The following is a 23,182-nucleotide window of genomic DNA, read 5'->3' as shown; positions in this document are numbered from 1 at the left end:
TCGCAACGGGCGGCTTCCATTTGCGCTGGACTACCGTCGGCGGCGCAGTTCCGGATGCGCTTCGATCTCGCGGCGCAATGATGCAGCGGCATTCAGATAGGGTTCCTGCCTGGCGACACTCCAATATTTGAGCTCGTCGAGCGGGATGCTCTCGCCGGTCACCGCACAGCGAACGAAGGCGCCGGGGCTAGTCACCTGGAAATCGCCGTCGAGATAGCGGATGCGGGCTTCCTTGCCGCCGGGGCCTTCGAAACGGTTCATCATGGGGTGGTGCCGAAATTCATGACGATGTCATCGCCACAAATTGCGGCGAGGTCAAGCTTGGTTGGCTTTGCCTGCCTCTGTTTCTGGTGACACTTGCTCGAACAAGCCGGCAAAGCGGATGCCAATGCATGTCGCGCAAAAGTGTGCAGCGGTTTTGCGATAACGACATGCATAAACACAAGAACCTGAAGCGCGTCGCATGAGGCCGGTCGAACGCGACGCGCTTCAGGCATCTCATTCTTCGGCGATGATAAACTCTTCGATCCTCTCCGCTGGCAGCCCGGCCTGGACTGCGATGCGACGAGCAAGTTCGGCTGCCGCGGCGCGCGGCCGCCCCAGCGGCCGGTCGAGCCAGTAGGATATCGGGCTGAGGGCACGGCGCTCGTCTACGGCGACGATGCGGCCCGATTTCAATTGGTCCACCGTCAATGGCGGACGCGCCAGCGCAATGCCGAGCCCGTGCGCGGCGGCGTCGAGCACGAGGTTGTAATCCTCGAAACGGCGGTCGTGCGGCCGCGGCCGATAGTCCATCTCCTGCGCCGCAAACCAGGCGCGCCACGCCGAAGCGTCGGAATCGTTGATCACCGGAAATTCGAGCAGCCGGGCCGGATCGCCGCGGCCGATCTCCCTGGCCAATTCCGGCGAGGCGACCGGGAACACATATTCTTCGAAAAGCTGCACCGAGATCCGGCCCGGAATGCGGCCGCGCCCGCAGCGGATCGACAGGTCGATGCCCTCGTCGGCAAGATCGCCCTGGCGGATGTCGACGTCGAGCACGATGCGCAGCTTGGACGGGTGGTTCTCCAGCGCCGCCATGCGCGGCATCAACCACAGCCCGCTGACCGAGGGGATCGAGGTCAGCCGCACCACCGCCGTGCCGCGCGGCTCGACCCAGCGATCCGAATTGCTGGCGATCAGGGCGAAGGCTTCGGTGGTGCGCAGATGCAGGCGATTGCCCTCGACGGTCAGCGAGACGCCGCGCGCGCCGCGATCGAAGACTTTCAGCCCGAGCCAGTTCTCGAGCTTGGCGATCTGCCTGCTGACGGCGCCATGGGTGATGTTGAGCTTCTCGGCCGCCGCCGAAAAGCTGCCTGCCCGCGCCGCGGCATCGAAGGCGCGCAGGGTTTCAAGCGGCAGCATCGAGTCTGAGCTGTGATCCATAGTCACAGGTGATACTCGATTTGTTCGTTTGTCAATCGACGCGCAATAGCGTTTCTCTACTTCATGGCATTGGATCGCGAGGACACCGAGATGAGCGTCTATACCGGCACGTTGAATACGACACAGCGTATGGATGCCACAGCTGCCATCGCGGTGGCGCTGACGGTGGTCGGCTGGGCTTCGGCCTTTCCGGCGATCCGCGCCGGCCTTGCCGCCTTCGGGCCGCTGGAACTCGGCGCGCTGCGCTTTGCCATCGCCGCGGTTCCGGCGGCGATCTTTCTCGCGGTCAAGCGGCCGGCTCTGCCCAGGCTCGACGAACTCTGGCGCTTTGTCTTCGGTGGTGCCGTCTTCGTCGCGCTCTACACGGTGATGCTCAATTTCGGCGAGCTGACCGTTTCGGCCGGTGCGGCCGGCTTCATCATCAATGTCAGCCCGATCTTCACCGCCATCATGGCCATGGCGCTGCTCGGCGAACGCTTCTCAGGCTTGGCCTGGGCCGGCACATTCCTGTCCTTCGCCGGTATCGGCATCATCGCCATGGGCGAGGGGCAAGGCTTGCATTTCAACAATGGTGCGCTGCTTGTCCTCGGCTCGGCGCTGTGCTCGGCCGTCAACACCATCGTTCAGAAGCCGCTGTTTGGTCGCCACCACCCGCTGACCATCTCGGCCTCGAACATGGTGCTTGGCGCGCTCTGCCTGTCGCCATTCCTGCCGAGCGGTCTGGCGCAGGCGGCTGTCGCCGATACCGCCGGGCTCGGCGCCGTCATCTTTCTCGGCATCGTGCCCAGCCTCATCGCCTACGCTGCCTGGGCAACAGCACTTTCCCGACTGCCCGCGGCGCGTGCCTCGAACTTCCTCTATCTGGTGTCGCCGGTGGCGACGCTGATCGGCTTCTTCTGGCTTGGCGAGGTGCCGACGCTGTTCGGCATCCTCGGCGGCGCACTGGCGCTCGCCGGCGTTATCGTGGTGAATTTGAAGAGATGATTCAGATAATTGAAGCTTTTTCCCGACTCAAACCATGAGCCGTTACTGACGACCATTGCGATGCAGACATGAGCCAGGCCGGCGTCTATGTTGATTGCGTTTGCGAAGCATGGCGAGGGGTCGACATGGGAATGCAGTTTATCTCCGCAATTTTTTTCTTGTTGCTGTTCAGCCAAAATGCCGTCGCGGGTTGGTATCAGATCGAAAACTACGAAGGTTTCATTGGGCCTAACCCAGTCCATCTGTCGCTGCAGAGGAATGACAGTTTCGGCAGCGGGATTACGGTCGAGGGGAGCTATTTCTACGACGCGAAGCAAAGCCCGATAGCAGTGTACGGCAAGATCAACGGCACCAGCGTATCCCTTTGCGAGATTGCGGACGACAAGGAATTCGACCGGGTGCTGGTCATGGGTTCGAAAACGCCCGTCGACACCAGTGGATGCCCATTTTCTCTCGACATTGGTGAAAGCGGCGCAACAGGAACCTGGAGCAAGGGTGCGGACAAACATCCCGTCACGCTCAAGAAAGTTGCGAGCCTGGACGATACCGGCGACGGGAAGATTGACGGAACCGTTGAGATCCCGTTCTGGGCGCAGACCGACACCGACAGGTTTTCAGGCATCTACGCGAAAACCGAAGCCGGAATTTGCATGCGAAAATTGCAAGTCATCGGCAAGCGAAGCAAGAAAGTCTATCAAGAGATCGAGTTCGATGACGACAATTGCGACGCGGGAATGCTGATGACGCCAATCTACATGAATGTTCAAAAACAGACGGAAAAAATCGCCGAGATCATTTCAGTAAACTTTCGTGGCGGCGGCGCTGGCTATACAATGGACTATGTTTTCTCTCTTAAAACTAAGAAATATCATCAATTGGCGAATTGAGCGGGTGCCTCGCTTGGCGTTGCCCAGGTAATGCTTACCGTCGCCCGAACAGCCTCTCGATATCCGCCAGCTTGAGTTCGATGTAGGTCGGGCGGCCGTGGTTGCAGGTGCCGGAGCCGGGCGTCGCCTCCATCTGGCGCAGCAGAGCGTTCATCTCTTCCGGTTTGAGCAGGCGGCCGGAACGTACCGAGCCGTGGCAGGCCATGGTCGCGGCTATCCTGTCCAGCCGCTCCTTCAGCGGGCCGACCGTGTCATTGTCGGCGATCTCGTCGGCGAGGTCGCGCACCAGCTGCTGGACGTTGGTCTCGCCGAGCATCGACGGCGTCTCGCGCACCGCAACGGCGCCTGGGCCGAAGCGCTCGATGCCGAGGCCGAAGCGGGCCAGCGTCTCGGAGTGCATGGCAAGCCGCTCGGCGTCTTCCTCCGGCAGGTCGACAATCTCGGGCAGCAGCAGCATCTGCGACGGCACCGCGCGTGAGTGGAGGGCGTTCTTCAAGGCCTCGTAAACCAGTCGCTCATGCGCCGCATGCTGGTCGACGATGACAAGCGAATCCCTGGTCTGGGCGACGATATAGTTCTCATGCACTTGCGCGCGCGCCGCGCCCAATGCCGTGCCGAGCAGCGTCTCTGCCGCCTGATCCTGTCCGGCGCGCGCGTCGGCACTGTGCAGTGGGCCGGCGTCGAAGGCCGCCTGCTCGTCCTCGCCGAAGCCGCCATTTGCAGAGCCCATATCGAGCGGCCGCTGCGGCGAACGGGCAGGGTCGAAACCCGCAAAGCCCGACGCCCGATAGGCGGCCTCGTAACTGCGGTGACCGTTGGCCGGGCCGCCATGCGCATAGGATGCCGCGCCCGGCCGGAACGCTGCCATCATGCCGGCGGCACCGGTGGTGGCGGCGCGGATCCCGGCATGGGCCAGTGCTTCGCGGATGGCGCCGACGATCAGGCCGCGCACCAGCCCCGGATCGCGGAAGCGCACGTCGGCCTTGGCCGGATGGACGTTGACGTCGACGATCGCCGGATCGAGCGTCAGGAACAGCACGGTGACGGCATGGCGGTCGCGCGGCAGCACGTCGGCGAAGGCGCCGCGAATGGCGCCGGCGATCAATTTGTCACGCACCGGGCGGCCGTTGACATAGGCATATTGCTGCAGGGCGTTGGCGCGGGTGAAGGAGGGCACCGAGACATGGCCGGCGAGGTGCACGCCGTCCCGCACCGCGTCGATGGCGATCGCATTGTCGGGAAAGTCGGCGCCCATCACCTGTGCCACCCGGCGCAGCCGGCCTTCCGGGCTGTCCTCGGTCGCCGGCAGCTCCAGCGTCGAGCGGTCCGGGCCGGCCAGCGTGAAGCGCACGGCGGGAAAGGCGATGGCGATGCGCTTGACCACGTCGCCGATGGCCGAGCCTTCGGCGCGCTCACCCTTCATGAATTTGAGCCGCGCCGGCGTGGCGAAGAACAGGTCGCGCACCTCGACCGTGGTGCCGCGATTGGCCGCCGCCGGCCTGACGGCGGAGACGCGGCCGCCGGCGATGCCGATCTCGGCGGCGTTTTCACTGGACGCTGTGCGCGAGCGGATCGACAGCCGCGCCACCGAGCCGATCGACGGCAAGGCCTCGCCGCGAAAGCCGAGCGAGCGGATGTCGTGAATATTGTCGGCGAGCTTCGAGGTGCAATGGCGCGCGATCGCCAGCGCCAGTTCCTTTTCCGGAATGCCCGAGCCGTCGTCGCTGACGCGGATCAGGTTCAGCCCGCCACCAGCGGTGACGATCTCGACACGCGTGGCGCCGGCATCGAGCGCGTTCTCGACCAGTTCCTTGACCACGCTTGCCGGACGCTCGATGACTTCGCCGGCGGCGATCTGGTTGATCATCGTTTCGGAAAGCTGGCGAATGGGCATGGCAGCACTATAGGCGGATTCGTGGCCGATGCGGGAGGGGGAGAATAGCGTTGATTGTTGCAAGGCAGGGAGACTGCTCCGTTGCGCTCCGTCCCACCCCCCTCTGGCCTGCCGGCCATCTCCCCCGCAAGGGGGGAGATCGGATGTCGCCTCGGCCTCCGCCAGTCTCCAATGTCTCAAAGGTTGGCGGGACGCATGAACCGCCAATCTCCCCCCTTGCGGGGGAGATGCCGGCAGGCCAGAGGGGGGTGCTGTCCCGCCACGATGTAGAGATAGGAATATTGTTGAAGTGAATGGGCTTGGCCCCCAATTGACTTAGTGGATTTAGTCGGGCGAAGGCCAAAATCTGAAGCGAATGGCCGTTGGAGGCGACATTTGGACGTCATCCTAGATTACTTAATGGTAAACTTCGCTCGATGGATACAGCGTCGAAAGAGTCGTATTGCAAGAGTAATTTTGTTCACTATTTGGACGATTATTTCGATATCGCTAACAGTTGTTCTGGTTTACCTCCTGTATATTCGAAATCTTACCATATAGATTATTGTTCAATCGTCGGGTCGTTCTCGAGGAAATCCACGCAGCTGACCGCGACCGTGCACTTCAAGTCATGAGTTTGGGCAGCGCTGCCGCCAGTGCGTCGACGGCAAGGCGGACTTTCATCGGCAGATGTGGCGTCTGCAGCCACAGCGCATGGGCGTCATAGAGAAACCTCGGCTGTTCCGGCAATAGCGGGACAAGTACGCCCGCCTGAATGCGCTGGCGAACCAGCCAGTATGGCAGCCAGGCGAGCCCCATGCCGGCGGCCGCGGCATCGGCGATGGCATCGAGATCGTCGAGCCGCAATCTGCCAGCGAGCCTGACCTCCGTCGCAGGCTGGCCATTGCGTGGAAACAGCCACGGCTGAACGGCACGCCCGGAACGGCGGTAGATGATCGCGTGATGGCTGCCGAGGTCATCTATCGCCTGCGGCTGGCCGTGCCTGTCGAGATAGGATGGCGACGCGCAGACGACCATGTGCTGGCGCGCGACGCGCCGCGCCATCACCCCGGCCTGGTCCTCCAGATCGCCCGTTCGGATGGCAAGGTCGCAGCCGTCCTCGGCGAGGTCGGCGAGGGCGTCGCTGAACGACAGGTCAAGTTCCAGCGCCGGATATTGCTGCGCAAGCCCGAACAGGATCGGGGCAACGCAGCGCCGGCCGAAATGCACCGGCATGAGGACGCGCAGCTTTCCGCGCGGTTCGGCAAGCTGGTCGGCGGCGAGTGCATCCGCGGCCTCCGCTTCGGCAAGCACCAGCCGGCAGCGTTCATAATAGGCGCGCCCGAAATCCGTCAGGCTTTGGCGGCGCGTGGTCCGGTTGATGAGGCGCACGCCCAGGCGCTCCTCGAGAAACCGGACATGCTTGCCGACCATCGGCCCGGACAGATCAAGAGCCGCCGCCGCGGCCGCGAACGAGCCCAGGTCGACGGCTTTGACGAACACGGCCATGCTGGTAAGGCGATCCATATTCAAAACCCACAGTTTCCACTGATCTACTCAAGCGGCTATTTATCCGCCTGATTGCCGCTGGCATAGCACATTCAGTGCAAATATTTTGGAGTTGTGACCGATGGCGCGTGTCGTTCGTTTTTATGAGCTGGGTGGTCCCGAGGTTCTGCGCATCGAGAATGTCGACATGCCTGCGCCGGGACGAGGCGAGATCCAGATCCGTGTCAAGGCGTTGGGTCTGAACCGGGCCGAGGCGTTGCTGCGTTCAGGCAGATATATCCAAACCGCGCCGTTGCCTTCCGGTCTTGGGCTTGAGGCCGCTGGCCTCGTCGAAACGGTCGGCGAAGGCGTGGACGGGTTTGCGCCGGGCGATGCCGTCAGCATCGTGCCGCCAGTGTCGATGGCCCGCTGGCCTGCCTATGGTGAGATTGCCACATATCCCGCCGAGCTCGTCGTCAAGCATCCACCATCGCTGAGCTGGGAAGAGGCCGCCGCTGCGTGGATGCAATATCTCACCGCCTACGGTGCGCTGATCGACATTGCCAAACTCGGCAGGGAAGACTTTGTCGTTATCACTGCCGCGTCGAGCAGCGTCGGACTGGCGGCGATCCAGATTGCCAACCTGGTTGGCGCGACGCCGATCGCGGTCACACGGACATCTGCCAAGAAGCGGGCTTTGCTTGAGTTCGGCGCGGCCCCCGTCATCGCCTCGGCAGAGGAGGATCTGGAAGCCAGGTTGAAGGAAATCGCCGGTCCGGAGCGCATCCGCGTGGTGTTCGACGCGGTCGGCGGGCCGATCTTCGAGCCTCTGACGGCAGCGATGGCACGGGGCGGCATTCTCATCGAATATGGCGGCTTGAGTCTCGACCCGACACCTTTTCCGCTACCTGCAGTGCTGGCCAAGACGCTGACGCTGCGCGGCTATCTCGTCCACGAGATCGTGCGCGATCCGGCCAGGCTGCAGGCCGCCAAGACATTCATCCTTGATGGACTGAAATCGGGTTCGCTGAAGCCCGCAATCGCTAGAACCTTTCCGTTTGATCAGATCGTCGAGGCGCATCGTTATCTCGAGTCGAACGAACAATTCGGCAAGATCGTCGTGACGGTTTGACCGGGCATTGTGGGATAGCCTCACGCTTGCGCCGCCAGCCAGTCCCGCACCTTGCGGGCGTTGTCGCTGAGCTCGCGGTTCCTCGACCAGATGACATGAAAGCCCTTGCCGGTCGTCATTGTGTGGCCGGTGACGCGCACCAGCAGCCCTGATGCCAGCAGCCGCTCGGCGAGATGATCCCAGCCGAGCGCGATGCCTTGCCCTTCCATGACTGCCTGGATCACCAGCGCATAGTCGTTGATGCGCAAGCCACGCCCGGCATCGGCGATGTCGACACCGGCCGAGGCGAACCATTCGTCCCAGCTGGCGGCCTCGCGAAACGGCTCTTCGAGATGAATGAGACGATGCGATGGAAGGTCCTTCACGTTCGCCGGCAGCCCGAACCGGGCCACATAACTAACGCCGGCGACGGGGAATATCACTTCATCGGCCAGCGGCAGCGAATGATAATCCGGCCATTCCTTGGGCTCGCCGCCGCGGACGCCGAGCGGAATGTCTTCGGCGATGATGTCGAGATCGCGGTCCGCGGTCTGGATGCGCAGGTCGATGCCCGGCAGTTCGTCGCGAAACTGCTGCAGGCGCGGCATCATCCAGAACGAGGCGAATGCGGTCGAGGCGGCGAGCGTCACGTGAGCGCCGACGGCGATCTGGCGCAGATCTTCCGCCGACTTGCGGATGTGCGACAGGCCGAGCGAGACGTCGGCGTGAAAGCGATCGCCGGCCTCGGTAAGGCTGACTTGCCGGTGGCGGCGCTGGAAGAGTTTGGCGCCGAGCTGCTCCTCGAGCCCACGGATCGCATAGGAGACGGCAGCCTGCGTCATGCCGAGCTCCCGCCCGGCGGCGGTAAAGCTCGACAGCCGGCCGGCGGCCTCGAAAACGATCAGGCTGCCGGCCGAGGGCAGCAGATGGCGCATGCTTCGCATAAGCTGAGCTTATACAAGAGATCAGGATTTTCCAGCGTCACAGCTGCATTTTGTCTGGCTAGATTGATCGAGACAGGAAGATGGAGCCTCCATGAACGCACCGGCCGTTGAAGTGAGCGAACATACCAATCGTCGCGCGGGTGGCCGCCTCGGGCGCAAGGCGCTGCGGGGAGCTCCCGTAGCGTCATTTCCGACCCTGGTTCGCAAGATTCCGGTGTATCAGATGGTCCCGGACGAGGCGGTGGAGCTCATCCACCAGGAGTCGCTCAGCATCCTCGAAGAGGTGGGATGCGAGTTCCGCGACGACGAGGCTATCGCAATGTGGAAGGCGGCGGGCGCCGATGTCTCCGAGACAAGGGTCCGGATCGACCGCGCCCTGCTGATGGACCTCGTCTCGAAGGTCCCGTCGGAGTTCACGCTCAATGCGAGGAATCCCCAGCGTTCCGTACGTGTGGGTGGAAACAACTCCATCTTCGTGCCGATGTACGGGGCGCCTTATGTGCGCGACCTCGACAACAACAGGCGCTACGGCACACTCGCCGACCTCAACAATTTCCACAAGCTGGCCTACATGGCGCCGGCGCTGCATTCGTCGAGCTCGATCATCTGCGAGCCGATGGAAATCGCGGTGCCGAAGCGTCACCTCCACATCATCCATTCAGCGCTGAAGCACTCCGACAAGCCGTTCATGGGCATCGTGACCTCCAAAGATCGAGCCGAAGACACGATGGCGATGGCAGGCATCGTGTTCGGCGAGGACTATGTCCGCGACAACCCGGTCCTGGTGGCGATCACCAACTGCAATTCGCCGCTGGTCTGGGATGCCACCATGCTGGACGCGATGAAAGTCTATGCGCGCCACAACCAGCCGCTGATCCTCGCGCCCTTCGCCCTTTGCGGCGCCTCGACTTCGGCCTCTGCAGTCGGTGCGGTCGCGCAGGTCAATGCCGAAGCGCTGGCGGGCGTCGCGTTCACACAGCTCTTGCGTCCGGGTTCGCCGCAGATCTACGGACAGTTCATGGTGACGGTCGACATGAAGACCGGCGCTCCCATGGGCGGCACGCCGGAGGCGGCCCAGATGATGTATCTCATGGGCGCGCTGGCGCGGAAGTATCGGCTGCCGTGGCGCACGTCCGGTTTCCATGTCGGCTCGAAGCTGAACGACGCCCAGGCGGGCTACGAGGCGAACATGCTGATGCATGCCGCCATCCTTGCCGGCGCCAACTACATCTGGCACTCCGCCGGTTGGCTCGAGGCCGGCCTGACCTGCGGCTATTCGAAATTTGCGACCGACTGCGAGCAGCTTGTCGGCTGGTACAAATATGCTGGCGGGCTGCCGTTCGACGATTTCAAGGAGGCTATGGCGGCTATCCGCGAGGTCGGACCGCAGGGCCATTTCCTCGGCACCCAGCACACGCTCGAGCATTTCGAGTCCGCCTTCTTCATACCGAGCATCATGGACTTCAATTCGTTCGAACAGTGGAAGGCGGAAGGAGCAAAGGACCACGACACCCGCGGTCGCGAGAAAGCGCGCAACATGCTCGCCGATTATGAGGAGCCGAAGCTCGATGAGGGCATCGCCGATGGTCTCAAAGATTTGATTGCGCGGCGCGAGGAGAAACTACCGGACAGCGTTAGTTGATAACGGGCGAAGACCCGATGGGAACCATAACGGAGGAAAAAATGACACTCTTCAGAAGCAATGGTGATCGCGTACCGAGCGCCATCGAAGCGATGGCCAGCGAGGCGCGTGCAGGTCGTGTGGATCGGCGCGAGTTTCTGGCTCTGGCAAGCGCTTTCGGCGCATCGACGGCCCTTGCCTACGGCATGATCGGTCTTGCCATGCCAGAACGGGCTTTGGCTGAAGAGCCCAAGAAAGGCGGCACGCTGCATGTTTCGATGTCGGTGAAGGCACAAAAGGATCCGCGCACCTATGACTGGGTGGAACTTGCGAACATTTCACGCTGCTGGCTCGAGCCGCTTGTCCGCTACACCCGCCAGTTCACATTCGAGCCGGTTCTGCTCGAAAGCTGGGAGGTCAATGACGACGCCACCGAATACGTTCTGCATGTGCGCAAGGGCATCACCTGGAACAACGGCGATGCTTTCGGCGCCGATGATGTGGCCTACAATCTGACGCGCTGGTGCGAAAAGGCTGCAGCCGGCAATTCCATGGCCGCGCGCGTCGGTGCACTGATCGACGCAAAAACCGGCAAGGCCAGGGATGGCGCGATCACCAAGGTCGACGACAACACGGTCAAGCTGAAGCTGAACGAGCCGGACATCTCGCTGATCCCGAACTTCACCGACTATCCGGCGCTGGTGGTCCATCGCAACTTCGACGCCGACGGTGCCAATCCGATCGAGAAGCCGATTGGCACCGGGCCGTTCGAACTGGTGTCTTATGCGGTCGGCCAGAAAGCGGTCGTCAAGCGTCGTGAGACTGGCAAGTGGTGGGGCGGTGAAGCGCTTCTCGACGGCGTCGAATTCATCGACTACGGAACCGATTTCAACGCGTCGATAAATGCATTCGACTCCGGCGAAATCGATCTCAACTTCGAGACGCCCGCCGACTTTATAGACATCCTCGACAAGATGGGGCTGGTAAAATCGGAGGTCGCGACAGCGACCACGCTCGTTGCCCGGACCAACGTCACGCACAAGCCCTACGACGACAAGCGCGTCCGCAACGCCCTGCAAATGGCCGTCGACAACCAGGCGGTGCTCGAACTTGGCTATGCCGGGCGAGGGACTGTTGGTGAAAACCATCACGTCAGCCCGATTCATCCGGAATACTTCGCGCTGCCCAAGAAGACACGTGACGCCGCGGGCGCCAAGAAGCTGATGGCCGAGGCCAAGCAGGCCGACTTCGAGCATGAACTGATCACCGTCGAGGACGATTGGCAAAAGAATACCGGCGACGCTATTGCCGGCCAGTTGCGCGATGCCGGGATCAAGGTGAAGCGCACCGTGCTGCCGGGTTCGACCTTCTGGAACGACTGGACGAAATACCCCTATTCGATGACCATCTGGTACATGCGCCCGCTTGGCGTCCAGGTGCTGGCGCTCGGCTATCGCACCGGCGAGGCGTGGAACGAAACCGGCTACTCGAACCCTGATTTCGATGCCAAGCTCAAGCAGGCTCTGTCGCTTATCGACGTCGAGAAGCGCCGCGAGGTCATGAAGGACATCGAGCAGATCCTCCAGGATTCGGGCGTCATCATTCAGCCGTTTTGGCAGAAGCTGTTCAGCCACATGAACGAGAAGGTGAAGAACTACGGTGTCCACCAAACCTTCGAGATGGATCTCCAGAACGTCTGGCTGAACGCCTGAGTTGCCAGCAGAGGACGCGTTGCAGGATTTCATGGACCGCAAGAAAGCCGACAGGCAAGATGCGTGGTACTGATAGCTTCCGTCAGTGAACAATCGGGGACACGCATGAAACTGCCACTTTTTGTTGCCGCGCTTTCGATGGCCTTGCCGGCGGCCGCGTTTGCCGGCCCTGCTGCCAACGCCGTGAAGTTCTTCTATGTCCCGTCGGTCAAATTCGAGGCCGATGCGCAATATCGCGACCGCTTCACCGCGCCGGTGACGAAACTGTTCGAACTGAACGACAACGCGGCAAAGAACCATCCGGATGAAGTTCCCTGCATCGACTTCGCCCCTGGTCTCGATGCGCAGGACTATGACGAGAAGACCGTGGCCAAGACGCTGACGCTGGCCGAAACGCTGGATGGCGACAGCGCCGAGGTGACGGCGACGTTCAACCTTTTCCCGGAAGGCGATGATTCCAAACGCGAAATGGTCTGGTCACTCAGGAAGATCGATGGCCAGTGGAAGGTCGCCGACATCACCTCGAAGACCAGCGGCTGGACACTCAGTGCGCTCGAATGTCTGGCCGGGCAGACCCCGGAGTGATGCCGTGCTCCGCTGCCGTCCCTGGGTTCTGGCGACTGCGTGCCTGCTAGCCGGATTGAGCAGCGCCGCCGCTCAGGGCCTGTTGGGCGCGCCGCCCGCAGACGCGCCGGCCGACAACGCGGCACCTCCGCCGGCAGAGTCGCCGGCAGAAAACGCACCGGCCGCACCCGTGCAGCCGGGCTCGCCGACGGCGGTGGTGAAGCCGTTCTACGAGCATGCCGGGCTCGAGGTCGATCCGGCTCAGCGGGGCCATTTCACCGATCCGGCAAAGTCGGTGCTGGACAAGAGCGACGCGCTGCGGAAGTCGGGGCAGGGCGAGTGCCTCGATCCCAACATGGCGCTCGACAATGCCGAATACGACGAGGCGGAGATCGACAAGAGCCTGAAGACCATCGAAGCGGTCAAGGGCGACCAGGCCAAGGTCGTTGTCGCTTTCGTCGCCTCCGGCAATCCGCACCGGCTGGAATGGAAGCTCAAAAAGGTCGACGGCGACTGGAAGATATCGGACCTGCTCTCGGTGACAGGCGAATGGGCGCTCAGCCAATACCAGTGTGAGTGAGAACGGAACCGATGAAGATCAGCAACATCCGCGTCACCCACGTCAACGTCCCGCTCGATGCTCCGTTCTGGTGGACGGCTGGTCTCTACGGCGGCGCCTCGAAATCGATCATCGAGGTCGAGACGGACGAAGGCGTGGTCGGACTGGGCGAGGCGCCATGGTGGCATTTCGGCGAGGTGATCAAGGCCGAGATCGCGCCGGCGCTGATTGGCGCCGATCCGCTCGACATCGCCGACTGCGAGGCGCGCTGTGTGCCGCCCTGGCAGATCACCGCCAACACCGGCGAGAACGCAGCCACGGTGGCGTTCGGCGCCATCGAACTGGCGCTCTGGGATATAAGAGGCAAGGTCTTCGGCATGCCGCTCTATAAGCTGCTCGGCGGCGCGGTGCGCAAGGACATTCCGTTTTCGGAATATTTCGCCTTTCGCCCCGCTCAAGGCGGAGCCGGCGGCGAGATGACCGCCGAAGCGATCGTCGACTATTGTCTCGGCATGCGAGAACAGCACGGCTCGACGATCTTCGAGGGCAAGCTGATCATGGGCGATCCCGAGCTCGAGATCAGGACAGTGCGCATGCTGCGCGAGGCGCTTGGCGATAAGGCGCAGATCAAACTCGATTCCAACATGCAGTGGTCGCTGACCACAGCGCGCTGGGTACTGCGCGAGATCGAGCCGTTCAACATCCGCAATTACGAGGATCCGGTCGCGACCTTCGAGGAGATGGCAGCGCTGCGCCAGCATTCGCGCATTCCGTTCTCCACGCACATCCCGGATCTCAGACGGGCAGTCGCGCTCGGTGCGCCGGATTACTTCGTCTGCAATTTCGCAGCACTCGGCGGATTGTCGAAAACTCTGAAATTCATCGCCGCCTGTGAGGCGATGGGCAAGGGGTTCTGGTGCTATTCGAACGATCTCGGCATCATGACATCGGCTTATCTGCACGTGGTGGCGGCGACACCGTGGATCACCGAAGCATCGCAGTCGCTGTTTCGCTGGCAGATCGGCGATGTCATCAAGGACGGTCCTTTCCGCCAGACGGGCAATACGGTGCGCGTGCCGGAGGGTGACGGGCTGGGCGTCGAACTCGATCCGGCTGCGATGAAACGCTGGGCGGGCCACTTCGCCGAACACGGGCCGATGGGCCATTTCAGCGACCCGAACAATCCCGGCCGCTACCGGCTGCTCCCGCTCAACTGATGCAACGTATTTTCCTCAGAAACTCAGGCTCACCCGCGCCCGCGATAGGGGGCGACGCCGGTGTCGGGCAGCCACACACCTTCCGGCGGGGCGCCCGTCTGCCAGAACACGTCGATCGGAATGCCGCCGCGCGGATACCAGTAGCCGCCGATGCGCAACCACAATGGCTTGGTCGCGGCGATGATGCGGCGGCCGATCATGACGGTGCATTCTTCGTGGAAGGCGCCATGGTTGCGAAACGAGGTCATGAACAGCTTGAGCGACTTCGATTCCACCAGCAGCGCATCGGGTGCGTAGTCGATGACGATATGGGCGAAGTCCGGCTGGCCGGTGACCGGGCAGAGCGAAGTGAATTCCGGGCAGGTGAAGCGAACGATGGCCGGCGGGCCGTCGCCGCGCGAAAACGGCACGGTTTCCAGGACTGCCGCTTCAGGGCTCTGTGGCGCCTCGACGTTGGTGCCGAGCTGGGTGAGGTTTTTCGTATCGGTCATGAGCAGGTTCCTTGCTGCATGTCGCCCAAAACTGCGCAGCGATTTTGGGATAGCGACATGCGTAAAAACAAAAATTTGCCGCTCATTAGCACAATTTGAAACAGCAGGAAGACGATGACTAGCAACGACCCGCTCCTCCAGCCCTATCAGCTCAAGCATCTGACGCTGAAGAACCGGGTGATGTCGACCAGCCATGAGCCGGCCTATTCTGAGGACGGCATGCCAAAGGAGCGGTACCGGCTCTACCATGCCGAAAAGGCCAAGGGCGGCATGGCGCTGACCATGACCGCCGGCTCGGCGATCGTCTCGCGCGACAGCCCGGCCGCCTTCGGCAATCTGCATGTCTATGACGACCGCATCGTGCCGTGGCTCGCCGAGCTTACCGATGCCTGCCACGAGCATGACTGCAAGGTGATGATCCAGATCACCCATCTCGGCCGCCGCACCGGCTGGAACAAGGCCGACTGGCTGCCGGTGCTGTCGGCTTCGCCGGTGCGCGAACCGGCGCATCGCGCCTTTCCCAAGATTATCGAGGACTGGGATATCGAGCGCATCGTCGCCGACTACGCGGCGGCCGCCCAGCGCTGCCAGGCTGCCGGCCTCGACGGCATCGAATTCGAGGCCTACGGCCACCTGATGGACGGCTTCTGGTCGCCGGCCACCAACCAGCGCGACGACGATTTCGGCGGCTCGCTCGACAACCGGCTGCGCTTCACCGGAATGGTGCTCGATGCGGTGCGTGCCGCGGTCGGCGAAAAGTTCGTCGTCGGCATCCGCATGGTCGCCGACGAGGATTTCGAGAAAGGCCTGTCGAAACAGGAAGGCGTCGAAATCGCCAGGCGGCTGGCCGGCTCCGGCAAGGTCGATTTCCTCAACATCATCCGTGGCTCGATCGAGACTGATGCCGCGCTGACAAAAGTCATTCCGGTGACCGGCATGCGGTCGTCGCCGCATCTCGACTTCGCCGGCGAGGTGAGGGCGGCGACGAAATTCCCGACCTTCCATGCTGCGCGGATTTCCGACGTCGCCACCGCGCGTTACGCCATCGCCACCGGCAAGCTCGACATGGTCGGCATGACGCGCGCCCACATTGCCGACCCGCACATCGTCAGGAAGGTGATGGAGGGCCGCGAGCACGAGATCCGCCCTTGCGTCGGTGCAACCTACTGCCTCGACCGCATCTATGAGGGCGGTGAGGCGCTGTGCATCCACAATGCGGCAACGGGCCGCGAGGCGTCGATACCGCACATTATTCCGAAAACCGCGGGACCGAAGCGAAAGGTGGTCGTGGTCGGCGCCGGCGCCGGCGGGCTGGAGGCAGCGCGGGTCGCCGCCGAGCGCGGGCACCAGGTAGCGGTGCTGGAAGCATCGAGCCAGGCCGGCGGCCAGGTGCGGCTGGCAACGCAGAATCCCCGCCGCAAGGAATTGATCGGCATCATCGACTGGCGTCTGGCCGAGCTGGACCGGCTCGGCGTCGAGATCCGCTACGACACCTGGGCGGAGAAGGACGACGTGCTGGCGCTGTCGCCGGACGTGGTGGTGATCGCCACCGGCGGCCTGCCGCAGAACCCGCCTCTGACTGCGGGCGACGATCTCGTCACCTCGAGCTGGGACATCATGGCCGGCAGCGTCAAGCCGGCCGAGAACGTGCTGCTCTATGACGACAATGGCGGCCATCAGGGCATGGGTGCTGCCGAACTGATCGCCAACAGCGGCGCCAGGCTGGAGCTGGTTTCACCAGAGCGCTTCTTCGCGCCGGAAATGGGCGGCATGAACCATGTGCCTTACATGCGCGCCTTCCAGGAAAAGGGTGTCACGGTGACCATCAACACACGGCTGCGTTCGGTGCGGCGCGAGGGCAACCAGCTGATCGCCGAGCTCGCCTCCGACTTCGCTGATGGCTGGCGCGGAGAGCGCCGCGTCGACCAGGTGGTGGTCGAGCACGGCACGCTGCCGCTCGACGATCTCTATCTGGCGCTGAAGCCGCTGTCGAAGAACGCCGGCGCGATCGACTACGAAAAGCTGGTCAATGGCGGCGACATCTTTCCCGTGCGCAATCCTCACGCCGGTTTCGTGCTCTTCCGCATCGGCGATGCAGTAGCCTCGCGCAACATCCACGCCGCCATCTATGACGGCATCAGGTTCGGCTTGCGAATCTGAGGAATATTTTGGATTGATTGGTGGCGCGCAGCCGAACCTCCGTACGGAGAGCCACCACGGTACTTCGGCTCGTTCTGCGCGCCGCGCACGCCGCCGGCTTGCGGCCGGACACCGTACGATCTTGCGATTGCGGCAGGCCGCTCAAAACATCCTGGCGGTAGCCATGCAGAACACGGTGATGACCAGCAGCCCGCCGGCGATGCGTTCGCCTTTTGTCATCTTCGCGCGCAACTGGGTTTGCTTCGCCGCATCAGCACCGGCCAACTGCCTGCTGGCGGAACCCACCAGTGCGCCCTGGACCCCGGCGGCAATCAAGGCAGTCAAGATGCCCAGCGCCAGGACCTTCTCCATCGAGCCGAAGGAGCCGTTGTGGAAGAAATACCAGAGCAGCAAACCCGTGAGGAAAACCACGCCGGCCGCGCCCATTTGCGGCCGGAAGAAACGTTCCGCCCGGATCTCCGGTTCGCGGGCAACCGCGATCGTGGTGCCGGCCCAGAACACACCCGCCATGACGTGAAGGCCGAGGACGATGATGTAGACATATTGCATGACCGCATTTCCTCTCTTGCCCACCGCTAACCATATGGATAGATATCAAATGATTAGATGTCAACGCATAAGCTCGAGCCGGTTCCATAGGCTTTGCCCTTGTTCTAGTGTCGGACCATGACGCCCTTTGACCGCCCGCCGATCGGGATGAATCTCGCCCGCACCGCCAAGCTGGTGGCGCAGGCTTTCGACGCTGCCCTGGTCGAGGCGGGGGGCACGCTGCCGGTCTGGGTGACTTTGCTGTCGGTCAAGTCGCGGGAGCTGGCCAACCAACGCGAGCTCGCCGGCATGATCGGTATTCGGGGCGCAACACTGACCCATCATCTCAACGCCATGGAGACGCAAGGCCTGCTGATACGGCGCCGCGATCCCGAAAATCGCCGGGTTCACCAGGTGGAGCTGACCCAAGCCGGAGAAGCGCTGTTCCTGAAATTGCGCACCGCCGCGTTAGCCTTCGACAAACGGCTGCGGAAGGGATTATCCGACGACAGGCTGGCGGAGTTTGCACAGGTGCTGGCTGCGCTGCGGGCCAATGTCGAGAGCTAAGAAATTTAGGCTAGGAAACGCCATGCGCGAAATTTCGCTGAAGGATGCCAGGACTATACTCTCGGCGCTGCTCGATCAGGTCGTCGCGGGAGAACCGGCGGTCATCACGCGCCGCGGCAGCAAGCAGGCGGTCATTTTGTCATTTCAGAACTACGAAAAACTGGCGCGTGTGCCCAGCTTTGGACAATTGCCTGGCAGCATTTCCCGGTGATGAGGATGACCTACCGCCTCGGCTCATCAGGTCGGTTTGCAAGGCCGAACCATGACGGATCTACGCCCGGCTGCCCTGCAGCACCGTCAGCCTGGCCTTCTTGGGCGCCCGGGCCACCAGCCATTCGCGCACGCTGTCCGGTGGCATCGGGAACGCGATGGAATAGCCTTGCACCTGGTCGCAGCCGATCGCCATCAGCGAATCGAGCTCGGCTTCGGTTTCGGCGCCCTCGGCGACGATCGAGATGCCGAGACCGCGGGCGAGCTCGGTGAGGGCACGCACGATCTTGGTGTTGCCGCTGTTCTCGTTGATGTTCTGGACGAAACGGCGATCGATCTTCAGCCGGTCGATCTCGTTTGGATTGACATGGCTGAGCGATGCGTAGCCGGTACCGAAATCATCGAGCTCAAGATGGATGCCGGCGGCACGGATGTGCCGCAGCTTTGCCGCGATACCGGTCTTCTCGTCGTCGAGAATGACGGATTCGACGATCTCCAGCGATAGTTTGTGCGCGGGCAGGCCAGCCCTCTCCAGCGTACCGAACAGGAAGACTTCGAAATCTGTCTCGCGCAGCTCCGAGCCGGACACATTGACGGCGATCCGTCCGAAGGCGATGCCTGCGCGGTTCCATTCGGCTGCTTCGTCGATCGCCTTGGCAATAACGATGCGGCCGATCTCGGGCATCAAGCCGCATTTTTCTGCGATCGGAATGAACTCGCCCGGCGCGATCATGCCGCGCTCGGCATGCCTCCAGCGAACCAAAGCCTCGATGCCACTGATAGCGCCATCCGACAGCGACACCTGCGGCTGGAAATAGACTTCGAACGCCTTCTCAGAGATGGCGATCCTGATGTCGAGTTCGAGCTGCTTGCGATTATCAAGTTCGCGCCTCAGCTCATCGGAGAAGAACGACAAACTGCCGCCGCCCTGCCTCTTGGCTGAATAGAGTGCCAGATCGGCATGGACGAGCAGGTCCTGCGCATTGTCGGCGTCGACGGGGTAGACCGCAATCCCGGCACTTACGCCTGGATGGATCGTCGTGCCTTGGAAGATGACCGGCTCATTGAGTTTGGCCAGCATGCGTCTGGCGACGATATCGATGTCCGCGGTGCTGCCGGCGTCGTTGAGGACGACAACGAATTCGTCGCCTCCGAGACGCACGTTGAGATCCGACGTCCGGCAGGAATCGCGCATGCGCTGCGCGGCCACCACCAGCACATAATCGCCAGCGGCGTGGCCGAGCGTGTCGTTGATCTGCTTGAACCGGTCGAGGTCGAACTGCACTACGGCGACCCGCTCACGCCTTCGCTGCGCACCACTGATGAACGTATCGAAATGGTCGGTCAGGAAGGTACGGTTGTGCAGGCCGGTCAGCCCGTCATGCACGGCAATGAAGGCCATGGAATTGCGTGCATCGACCAGCTCGCGCGTCCGGCGCAAGATGGCATTCGACATCGGCCGGAAAATGAAAAGTGCCACCAGCAGGATGACGCCGATGGTCGAATAGAACAATGTGCGATGAAGATCGAGGAGCCTTTCGGAGCGCTGGTCCGCGTAGGCGCTGATGCGCTGGCCGAGTGCTGCGTAGCCCGACAATGTTGCGTTGGCAACGGAAGCGTCCAGATTAACGCGCTCCTCTCCGCCCTTGTAGCCGCCGCTGCCGGTCGTGTTGAGCCGCGATTCGAATGAAGAGATCAGACGCTCGCCGTTGGCGATAAGCCCGACCGAGAAATAGTCGAGATGGTACGGCTTGGCGAAAAGCACGCTCTCGATCGATTTCGGATCGAATCTTGCCGGCGACACCGGATCGGCGGCGGTCCGCTCGAGCAGCAGATCGTAGTTCTTCTCGAACTCCACTGTCGCTTGCTTGAGCGCGCTAACCAGGGCGTGCTGTTGATCGCGCGAGGCGCTGCCTGTTGCGCCGGCAAGGAAGACGATGCGCTGCGACAGGGCTTTTTGTGTGCTGACGATATCGAGCAGCGCCTGATTGTGCCGTTGGGTCGCCATCACCTGTTGCAGCAGGATGAAGGACGCCACTACCATGGCGGCTATGATCAGCAGAGCCAGCCAGTAGCCGGACTTGATCAGGAGTATAAGCCTGCCCGAAACGGCGTGCACCGGCTGCTGCGACATTTTCCGAGTCGGCCCTCTCGCCAACGAATTCTTGTGCGACAACCTTTGGCTTCAAAGTGTTAACAGCTTTGGGGCGGCAACAGGCCGGCGGCGGCGACCGTGGCGGGAAACCCGCAAAGTGGTTATTGCAATCTTTCGCAGCGCCTCTGCATTTGAACATCGTGGCCTCTGCCGTGCCATTGCCGCCACCGAAGCGGTCGCTTTTGCGATGGATTTTTCGTCCGCGCGGCGCGACAGTCCTCATCGATCTCAACAGGGCCTGATCATGACCGAAGCATTCCTTTCCCACATCGACAGCGAGCTTGAAGGACTGAAATCGGCAGGTCTCTACAAATCCGAGCGGGTGATAACCTCGACCCAATCGGCCGAGATCGAGGTGGGCGGCGAGAAGGTGCTGAATTTCTGCGCCAATAATTATCTCGGCCTCGCCGACAGCGCCGAACTGCGGGAAGCAGCCAAGCAGGCGCTCGACCGTTACGGCTACGGCATGGCGTCGGTGCGCTTCATCTGCGGCACGCAGGAAGAACACAAGCAGCTCGAGGCGACCATTTCTGATTTCCTCGGCATGGAGGACACTATCCTCTACGGCTCCTGCTTCGACGCTAATGGCGGCCTGTTCGAGACGCTGCTCGGCGAGGAGGATGCGGTCATCTCCGATGCGCTGAACCACGCCTCGATCATCGACGGCGTGCGGCTGTCGAAGGCAAAGCGCTTCCGCTACGCCAACAACGACATGGCCGATCTGGAGGCGCGGTTGAAAGACGCGAGCGACTGCCGGTTCCGGCTGATCGCCACCGACGGCGTGTTCTCGATGGATGGCATCATCGCCAATCTGAAGGGCGTCTGCGACCTCGCCGACAAATACGATGCGATGGTGATGGTCGACGACAGCCATGCAGTTGGTTTCGTCGGCAGGAATGGCCGTGGCTCGGCCGAACATTGTGGCGTCGAGGGCAGGGTGGACATCATCACCGGTACGCTCGGCAAGGCATTGGGCGGAGCGTCGGGCGGCTACACGTCGGGCAGGAAGCCGGTGGTCGACTGGCTGCGCCAGCGCTCGCGGCCCTATCTTTTTTCCAACACGCTGATGCCGGCGATCGCCGGCGCCTCGATAAAGGTCTTCGAACTGATCAAAGTCGGGGATGGATTGCGGAAGAGGCTCTACGACAATGCCGGGCATTTCCGGTCCGAGATGGGCAAGCTCGGCTTCACCCTGGCCGGCGCTGACCACCCGATCATCCCCGTGATGCTTGGCGATGCGACGCTGGCGCAGGAGATGGCGGCGCGGATGCTGAAGCGCGGCATCTATGTCATCGGCTTCTCGTTCCCGGTGGTGCCGAAGGGCCAGGCGCGCATCCGCACGCAGATGTCGGCCGCCCATTCCAGCGCAGACATCGATCGCGCGGTTGAGGCGTTCGCCGCAGTCGGTCGGGAACTCGGCGTGATTTCCTGAACGGCCGGAACCGAAAAGCGATTCCGGATCAAGAGGTTCAAGCGACTAAGGTTCTGGGGAACAAAAGAATGTCGAACATGATGAAGGCGCTGGTCAAGGCCAAGGCCGAGCCGGGCATCTGGATGGAAGAAGTGCCGGTGCCGGAGATCGGCCCCAACGACGTGCTGATCAAGATCAGGAAGACGGCGATCTGCGGCACCGACGTCCACATCTATAATTGGGACCAGTGGGCGCAAAAGACCGTGCCGGTGCCGATGGTTACCGGCCACGAATTTGTCGGAACCGTCGCCGATTTCGGTGCGGCGGTGACCGAGTACAAACTCGGCCAGCGCGTTTCCGGCGAAGGCCATATCGTTTGCGGCCATTGCCGCAACTGCCGGGCGGGCAGGGGGCATTTGTGCCGCAACACGCTCGGCGTCGGCGTCAACCGGCCGGGCGCCTTTGGCGAATACCTGGCGATCCCGCAGCACAATGTGGTGCCGATCCCCGACGACGTGCCCGACGAGATCGCGGCGATCTTCGATCCCTTAGGCAATGCTGTTCACACCGCATTGTCCTTTGATCTCGTCGGCGAGGACGTGCTGGTCACCGGCGCCGGGCCTATCGGCATCATGGGTGCACTGGTGGCGCAGTGCGTCGGCGCGCGAAAAGTGGTCATCACCGATATCAACCCGGTGCGCCTGGCACTGGCGAAAAAGCTTGGCGTTCAGCATGTCGTCGATGCATCGAAGGAAAAGCTGCGCGACGTGATGCCGGCGCTTGGCATGACCGAGGGCTTTGACGTCGGCCTCGAAATGTCGGGCGCAGCCCCTGCCTTCCGCGACATGATCGACACCATGAACAATGGCGGCAAGATCGCCATTCTCGGCATCGCGCCGACCGGCTTCGAAATCGACTGGAACAAGGTCATCTTCAAGATGCTGCATCTGAAGGGCATCTACGGCCGCGAGATGTTCGAGACCTGGTACAAGATGATTGCGCTGGTGCAGGGTCCTCTCGATGTCAGCGGCCTGATCACCCACCGCATCGGCATCGACGACTATGTTTCCGGCTTCGAAGCGATGAAGAGCGGCAATTCCGGCAAGGTGGTGATGGACTGGTAGGCGATCAGAAATGTTGGCGGGACAGCACCCCCCTCTGGCCTGCCGGCCATCTCCCCCTGTAAGGCAGGGCTATCGCATATGAGTGATGGCATTGATGAGATAGTCGTCGTTCCAGGCGCATTTCTTGATGCGATGGCTGATGGGAACTTTG

At 62.3% G+C, this 23,182-nt stretch carries 21 protein-coding genes; 13 read left to right on the top strand and 8 right to left on the bottom strand.

Going from position 1 to position 23,182, the window contains the following annotated elements; genetic code table 11:
- Nucleotides 1-30: 30 nt before the first annotated feature.
- Nucleotides 31-264 (bottom strand): DUF2093 domain-containing protein, encoded by a 234-nt coding sequence (locus NKI22_RS29780; protein WP_031193470.1) that lies wholly within the window; start codon nt 262-264, stop codon nt 31-33.
- A 234-nt stretch (nt 265-498) separates the two neighbouring features.
- A complete protein-coding gene (locus NKI22_RS29775) occupies nt 499-1,404 on the bottom strand; it encodes a LysR family transcriptional regulator (RefSeq protein ID WP_352481286.1) in 906 nt (301 codons plus the stop codon).
- A 111-nt stretch (nt 1,405-1,515) separates the two neighbouring features.
- On the opposite strand from NKI22_RS29775, the gene NKI22_RS29770 reads away from it, so the two are divergent.
- Nucleotides 1,516-2,409, top strand: a complete 894-nt coding sequence (locus NKI22_RS29770; protein WP_352818320.1) for a DMT family transporter — start codon at nt 1,516-1,518, stop codon at nt 2,407-2,409.
- A gap of 68 nt (nt 2,410-2,477) precedes the next feature.
- Entirely contained in the window at nt 2,478-3,296 is an 819-nt protein-coding gene (locus NKI22_RS29765; protein WP_023717171.1) for a hypothetical protein, read from the top strand.
- Nucleotides 3,297-3,330: 34 nt separating this feature from the next.
- On the opposite strand, the gene mutL is transcribed toward NKI22_RS29765, so the two are convergent.
- Nucleotides 3,331-5,190, bottom strand: a complete 1,860-nt coding sequence (mutL, locus tag NKI22_RS29760) for a DNA mismatch repair endonuclease MutL (RefSeq protein WP_352818352.1) — start codon at nt 5,188-5,190, stop codon at nt 3,331-3,333.
- 603 nt (nt 5,191-5,793) lie between these two features.
- Nucleotides 5,794-6,696 (bottom strand): LysR family transcriptional regulator, encoded by a 903-nt coding sequence (locus tag NKI22_RS29755; protein WP_352818317.1) that lies wholly within the window; start codon nt 6,694-6,696, stop codon nt 5,794-5,796.
- Nucleotides 6,697-6,799: 103 nt separating this feature from the next.
- On the opposite strand from NKI22_RS29755, the gene NKI22_RS29750 reads away from it, so the two are divergent.
- Nucleotides 6,800-7,789, top strand: a complete 990-nt coding sequence (locus tag NKI22_RS29750; RefSeq protein ID WP_352818314.1) for a zinc-dependent alcohol dehydrogenase family protein — start codon at nt 6,800-6,802, stop codon at nt 7,787-7,789.
- A 20-nt stretch (nt 7,790-7,809) separates the two neighbouring features.
- On the opposite strand, the gene NKI22_RS29745 is transcribed toward NKI22_RS29750, so the two are convergent.
- Complete coding sequence (locus NKI22_RS29745) at nt 7,810-8,712, bottom strand: LysR substrate-binding domain-containing protein (RefSeq protein ID WP_352959491.1); 903 nt, start codon at nt 8,710-8,712, stop codon at nt 7,810-7,812.
- A 91-nt stretch (nt 8,713-8,803) separates the two neighbouring features.
- On the opposite strand from NKI22_RS29745, the gene NKI22_RS29740 reads away from it, so the two are divergent.
- The 5 genes from NKI22_RS29740 to NKI22_RS29720 all read left to right on the top strand — a co-directional run bounded on the left by NKI22_RS29740 (nt 8,804) and on the right by NKI22_RS29720 (nt 14,385).
- Nucleotides 8,804-10,354, top strand: coding sequence for a trimethylamine methyltransferase family protein (locus tag NKI22_RS29740; protein WP_352465444.1), 1,551 nt, complete (start codon nt 8,804-8,806; stop codon nt 10,352-10,354).
- Between the two features lie 41 nt (nt 10,355-10,395).
- The gene (locus NKI22_RS29735; RefSeq protein WP_352818309.1) at nt 10,396-12,045 is read left to right on the top strand and encodes an ABC transporter substrate-binding protein; all 1,650 of its coding nucleotides are present in this window, start codon (nt 10,396-10,398) and stop codon (nt 12,043-12,045) included.
- 105 nt (nt 12,046-12,150) lie between these two features.
- Entirely contained in the window at nt 12,151-12,630 is a 480-nt protein-coding gene (locus NKI22_RS29730) for a DUF3828 domain-containing protein (protein WP_352588476.1), read from the top strand.
- A gap of 4 nt (nt 12,631-12,634) precedes the next feature.
- A complete protein-coding gene (locus NKI22_RS29725) occupies nt 12,635-13,189 on the top strand; it encodes a hypothetical protein (protein WP_352588473.1) in 555 nt (184 codons plus the stop codon).
- 11 nt (nt 13,190-13,200) lie between these two features.
- Nucleotides 13,201-14,385 carry a mandelate racemase/muconate lactonizing enzyme family protein gene (locus NKI22_RS29720; RefSeq protein ID WP_352818305.1) on the top strand — a complete coding sequence of 395 codons (1,185 nt, stop codon included), beginning with the start codon at nt 13,201-13,203 and terminating at the stop codon, nt 14,383-14,385.
- Nucleotides 14,386-14,414: 29 nt separating this feature from the next.
- Here the strand turns inward: NKI22_RS29720 and queF are convergent, their stop codons facing one another.
- Complete coding sequence (queF, locus tag NKI22_RS29715) at nt 14,415-14,876, bottom strand: preQ(1) synthase (protein WP_023674394.1); 462 nt, start codon at nt 14,874-14,876, stop codon at nt 14,415-14,417.
- A 114-nt stretch (nt 14,877-14,990) separates the two neighbouring features.
- Between queF and NKI22_RS29710 the strand changes: the two genes are divergently transcribed.
- Nucleotides 14,991-17,036 (top strand): oxidoreductase, encoded by a 2,046-nt coding sequence (locus NKI22_RS29710; RefSeq protein ID WP_352818302.1) that lies wholly within the window; start codon nt 14,991-14,993, stop codon nt 17,034-17,036.
- Nucleotides 17,037-17,177: 141 nt separating this feature from the next.
- Here NKI22_RS29710 and NKI22_RS29705 read toward each other — a convergent pair whose 3' ends face one another.
- Nucleotides 17,178-17,585: a hypothetical protein gene (locus tag NKI22_RS29705; protein ID WP_023674396.1), complete on the bottom strand. Its 408-nt coding sequence runs from the start codon at nt 17,583-17,585 to the stop codon at nt 17,178-17,180.
- A gap of 117 nt (nt 17,586-17,702) precedes the next feature.
- Here NKI22_RS29705 and NKI22_RS29700 point away from each other — a divergent pair, with 117 nt between their 5' ends.
- Nucleotides 17,703-18,131, top strand: coding sequence for a MarR family winged helix-turn-helix transcriptional regulator (locus NKI22_RS29700; RefSeq protein ID WP_352640009.1), 429 nt, complete (start codon nt 17,703-17,705; stop codon nt 18,129-18,131).
- Nucleotides 18,132-18,153: 22 nt separating this feature from the next.
- On the top strand, nt 18,154-18,342 hold the full coding sequence (locus tag NKI22_RS29695) for a type II toxin-antitoxin system Phd/YefM family antitoxin (RefSeq protein ID WP_352640010.1): 189 nt from the start codon (nt 18,154-18,156) through the stop codon (nt 18,340-18,342).
- Nucleotides 18,343-18,402: 60 nt separating this feature from the next.
- On the opposite strand, the gene NKI22_RS29690 is transcribed toward NKI22_RS29695, so the two are convergent.
- Nucleotides 18,403-20,475, bottom strand: a complete 2,073-nt coding sequence (locus NKI22_RS29690; RefSeq protein ID WP_352818301.1) for a putative bifunctional diguanylate cyclase/phosphodiesterase — start codon at nt 20,473-20,475, stop codon at nt 18,403-18,405.
- Nucleotides 20,476-20,740: 265 nt separating this feature from the next.
- Between NKI22_RS29690 and NKI22_RS29685 the strand changes: the two genes are divergently transcribed.
- Nucleotides 20,741-21,928 carry a glycine C-acetyltransferase gene (locus NKI22_RS29685; protein ID WP_352481279.1) on the top strand — a complete coding sequence of 396 codons (1,188 nt, stop codon included), beginning with the start codon at nt 20,741-20,743 and terminating at the stop codon, nt 21,926-21,928.
- Between the two features lie 68 nt (nt 21,929-21,996).
- A complete protein-coding gene (tdh, locus tag NKI22_RS29680; RefSeq protein WP_023717188.1) occupies nt 21,997-23,031 on the top strand; it encodes an L-threonine 3-dehydrogenase in 1,035 nt (344 codons plus the stop codon).
- The last annotated feature ends 151 nt before the right edge of the window (nt 23,032-23,182 follow it).

This window comes from Mesorhizobium sp. M0778, assembly GCF_040320105.1.
In the GTDB taxonomy this organism is placed as follows: Bacteria; Pseudomonadota; Alphaproteobacteria; order Rhizobiales; family Rhizobiaceae; genus Mesorhizobium.
This window is presented reverse-complemented; position numbering and strand designations above follow the sequence as displayed.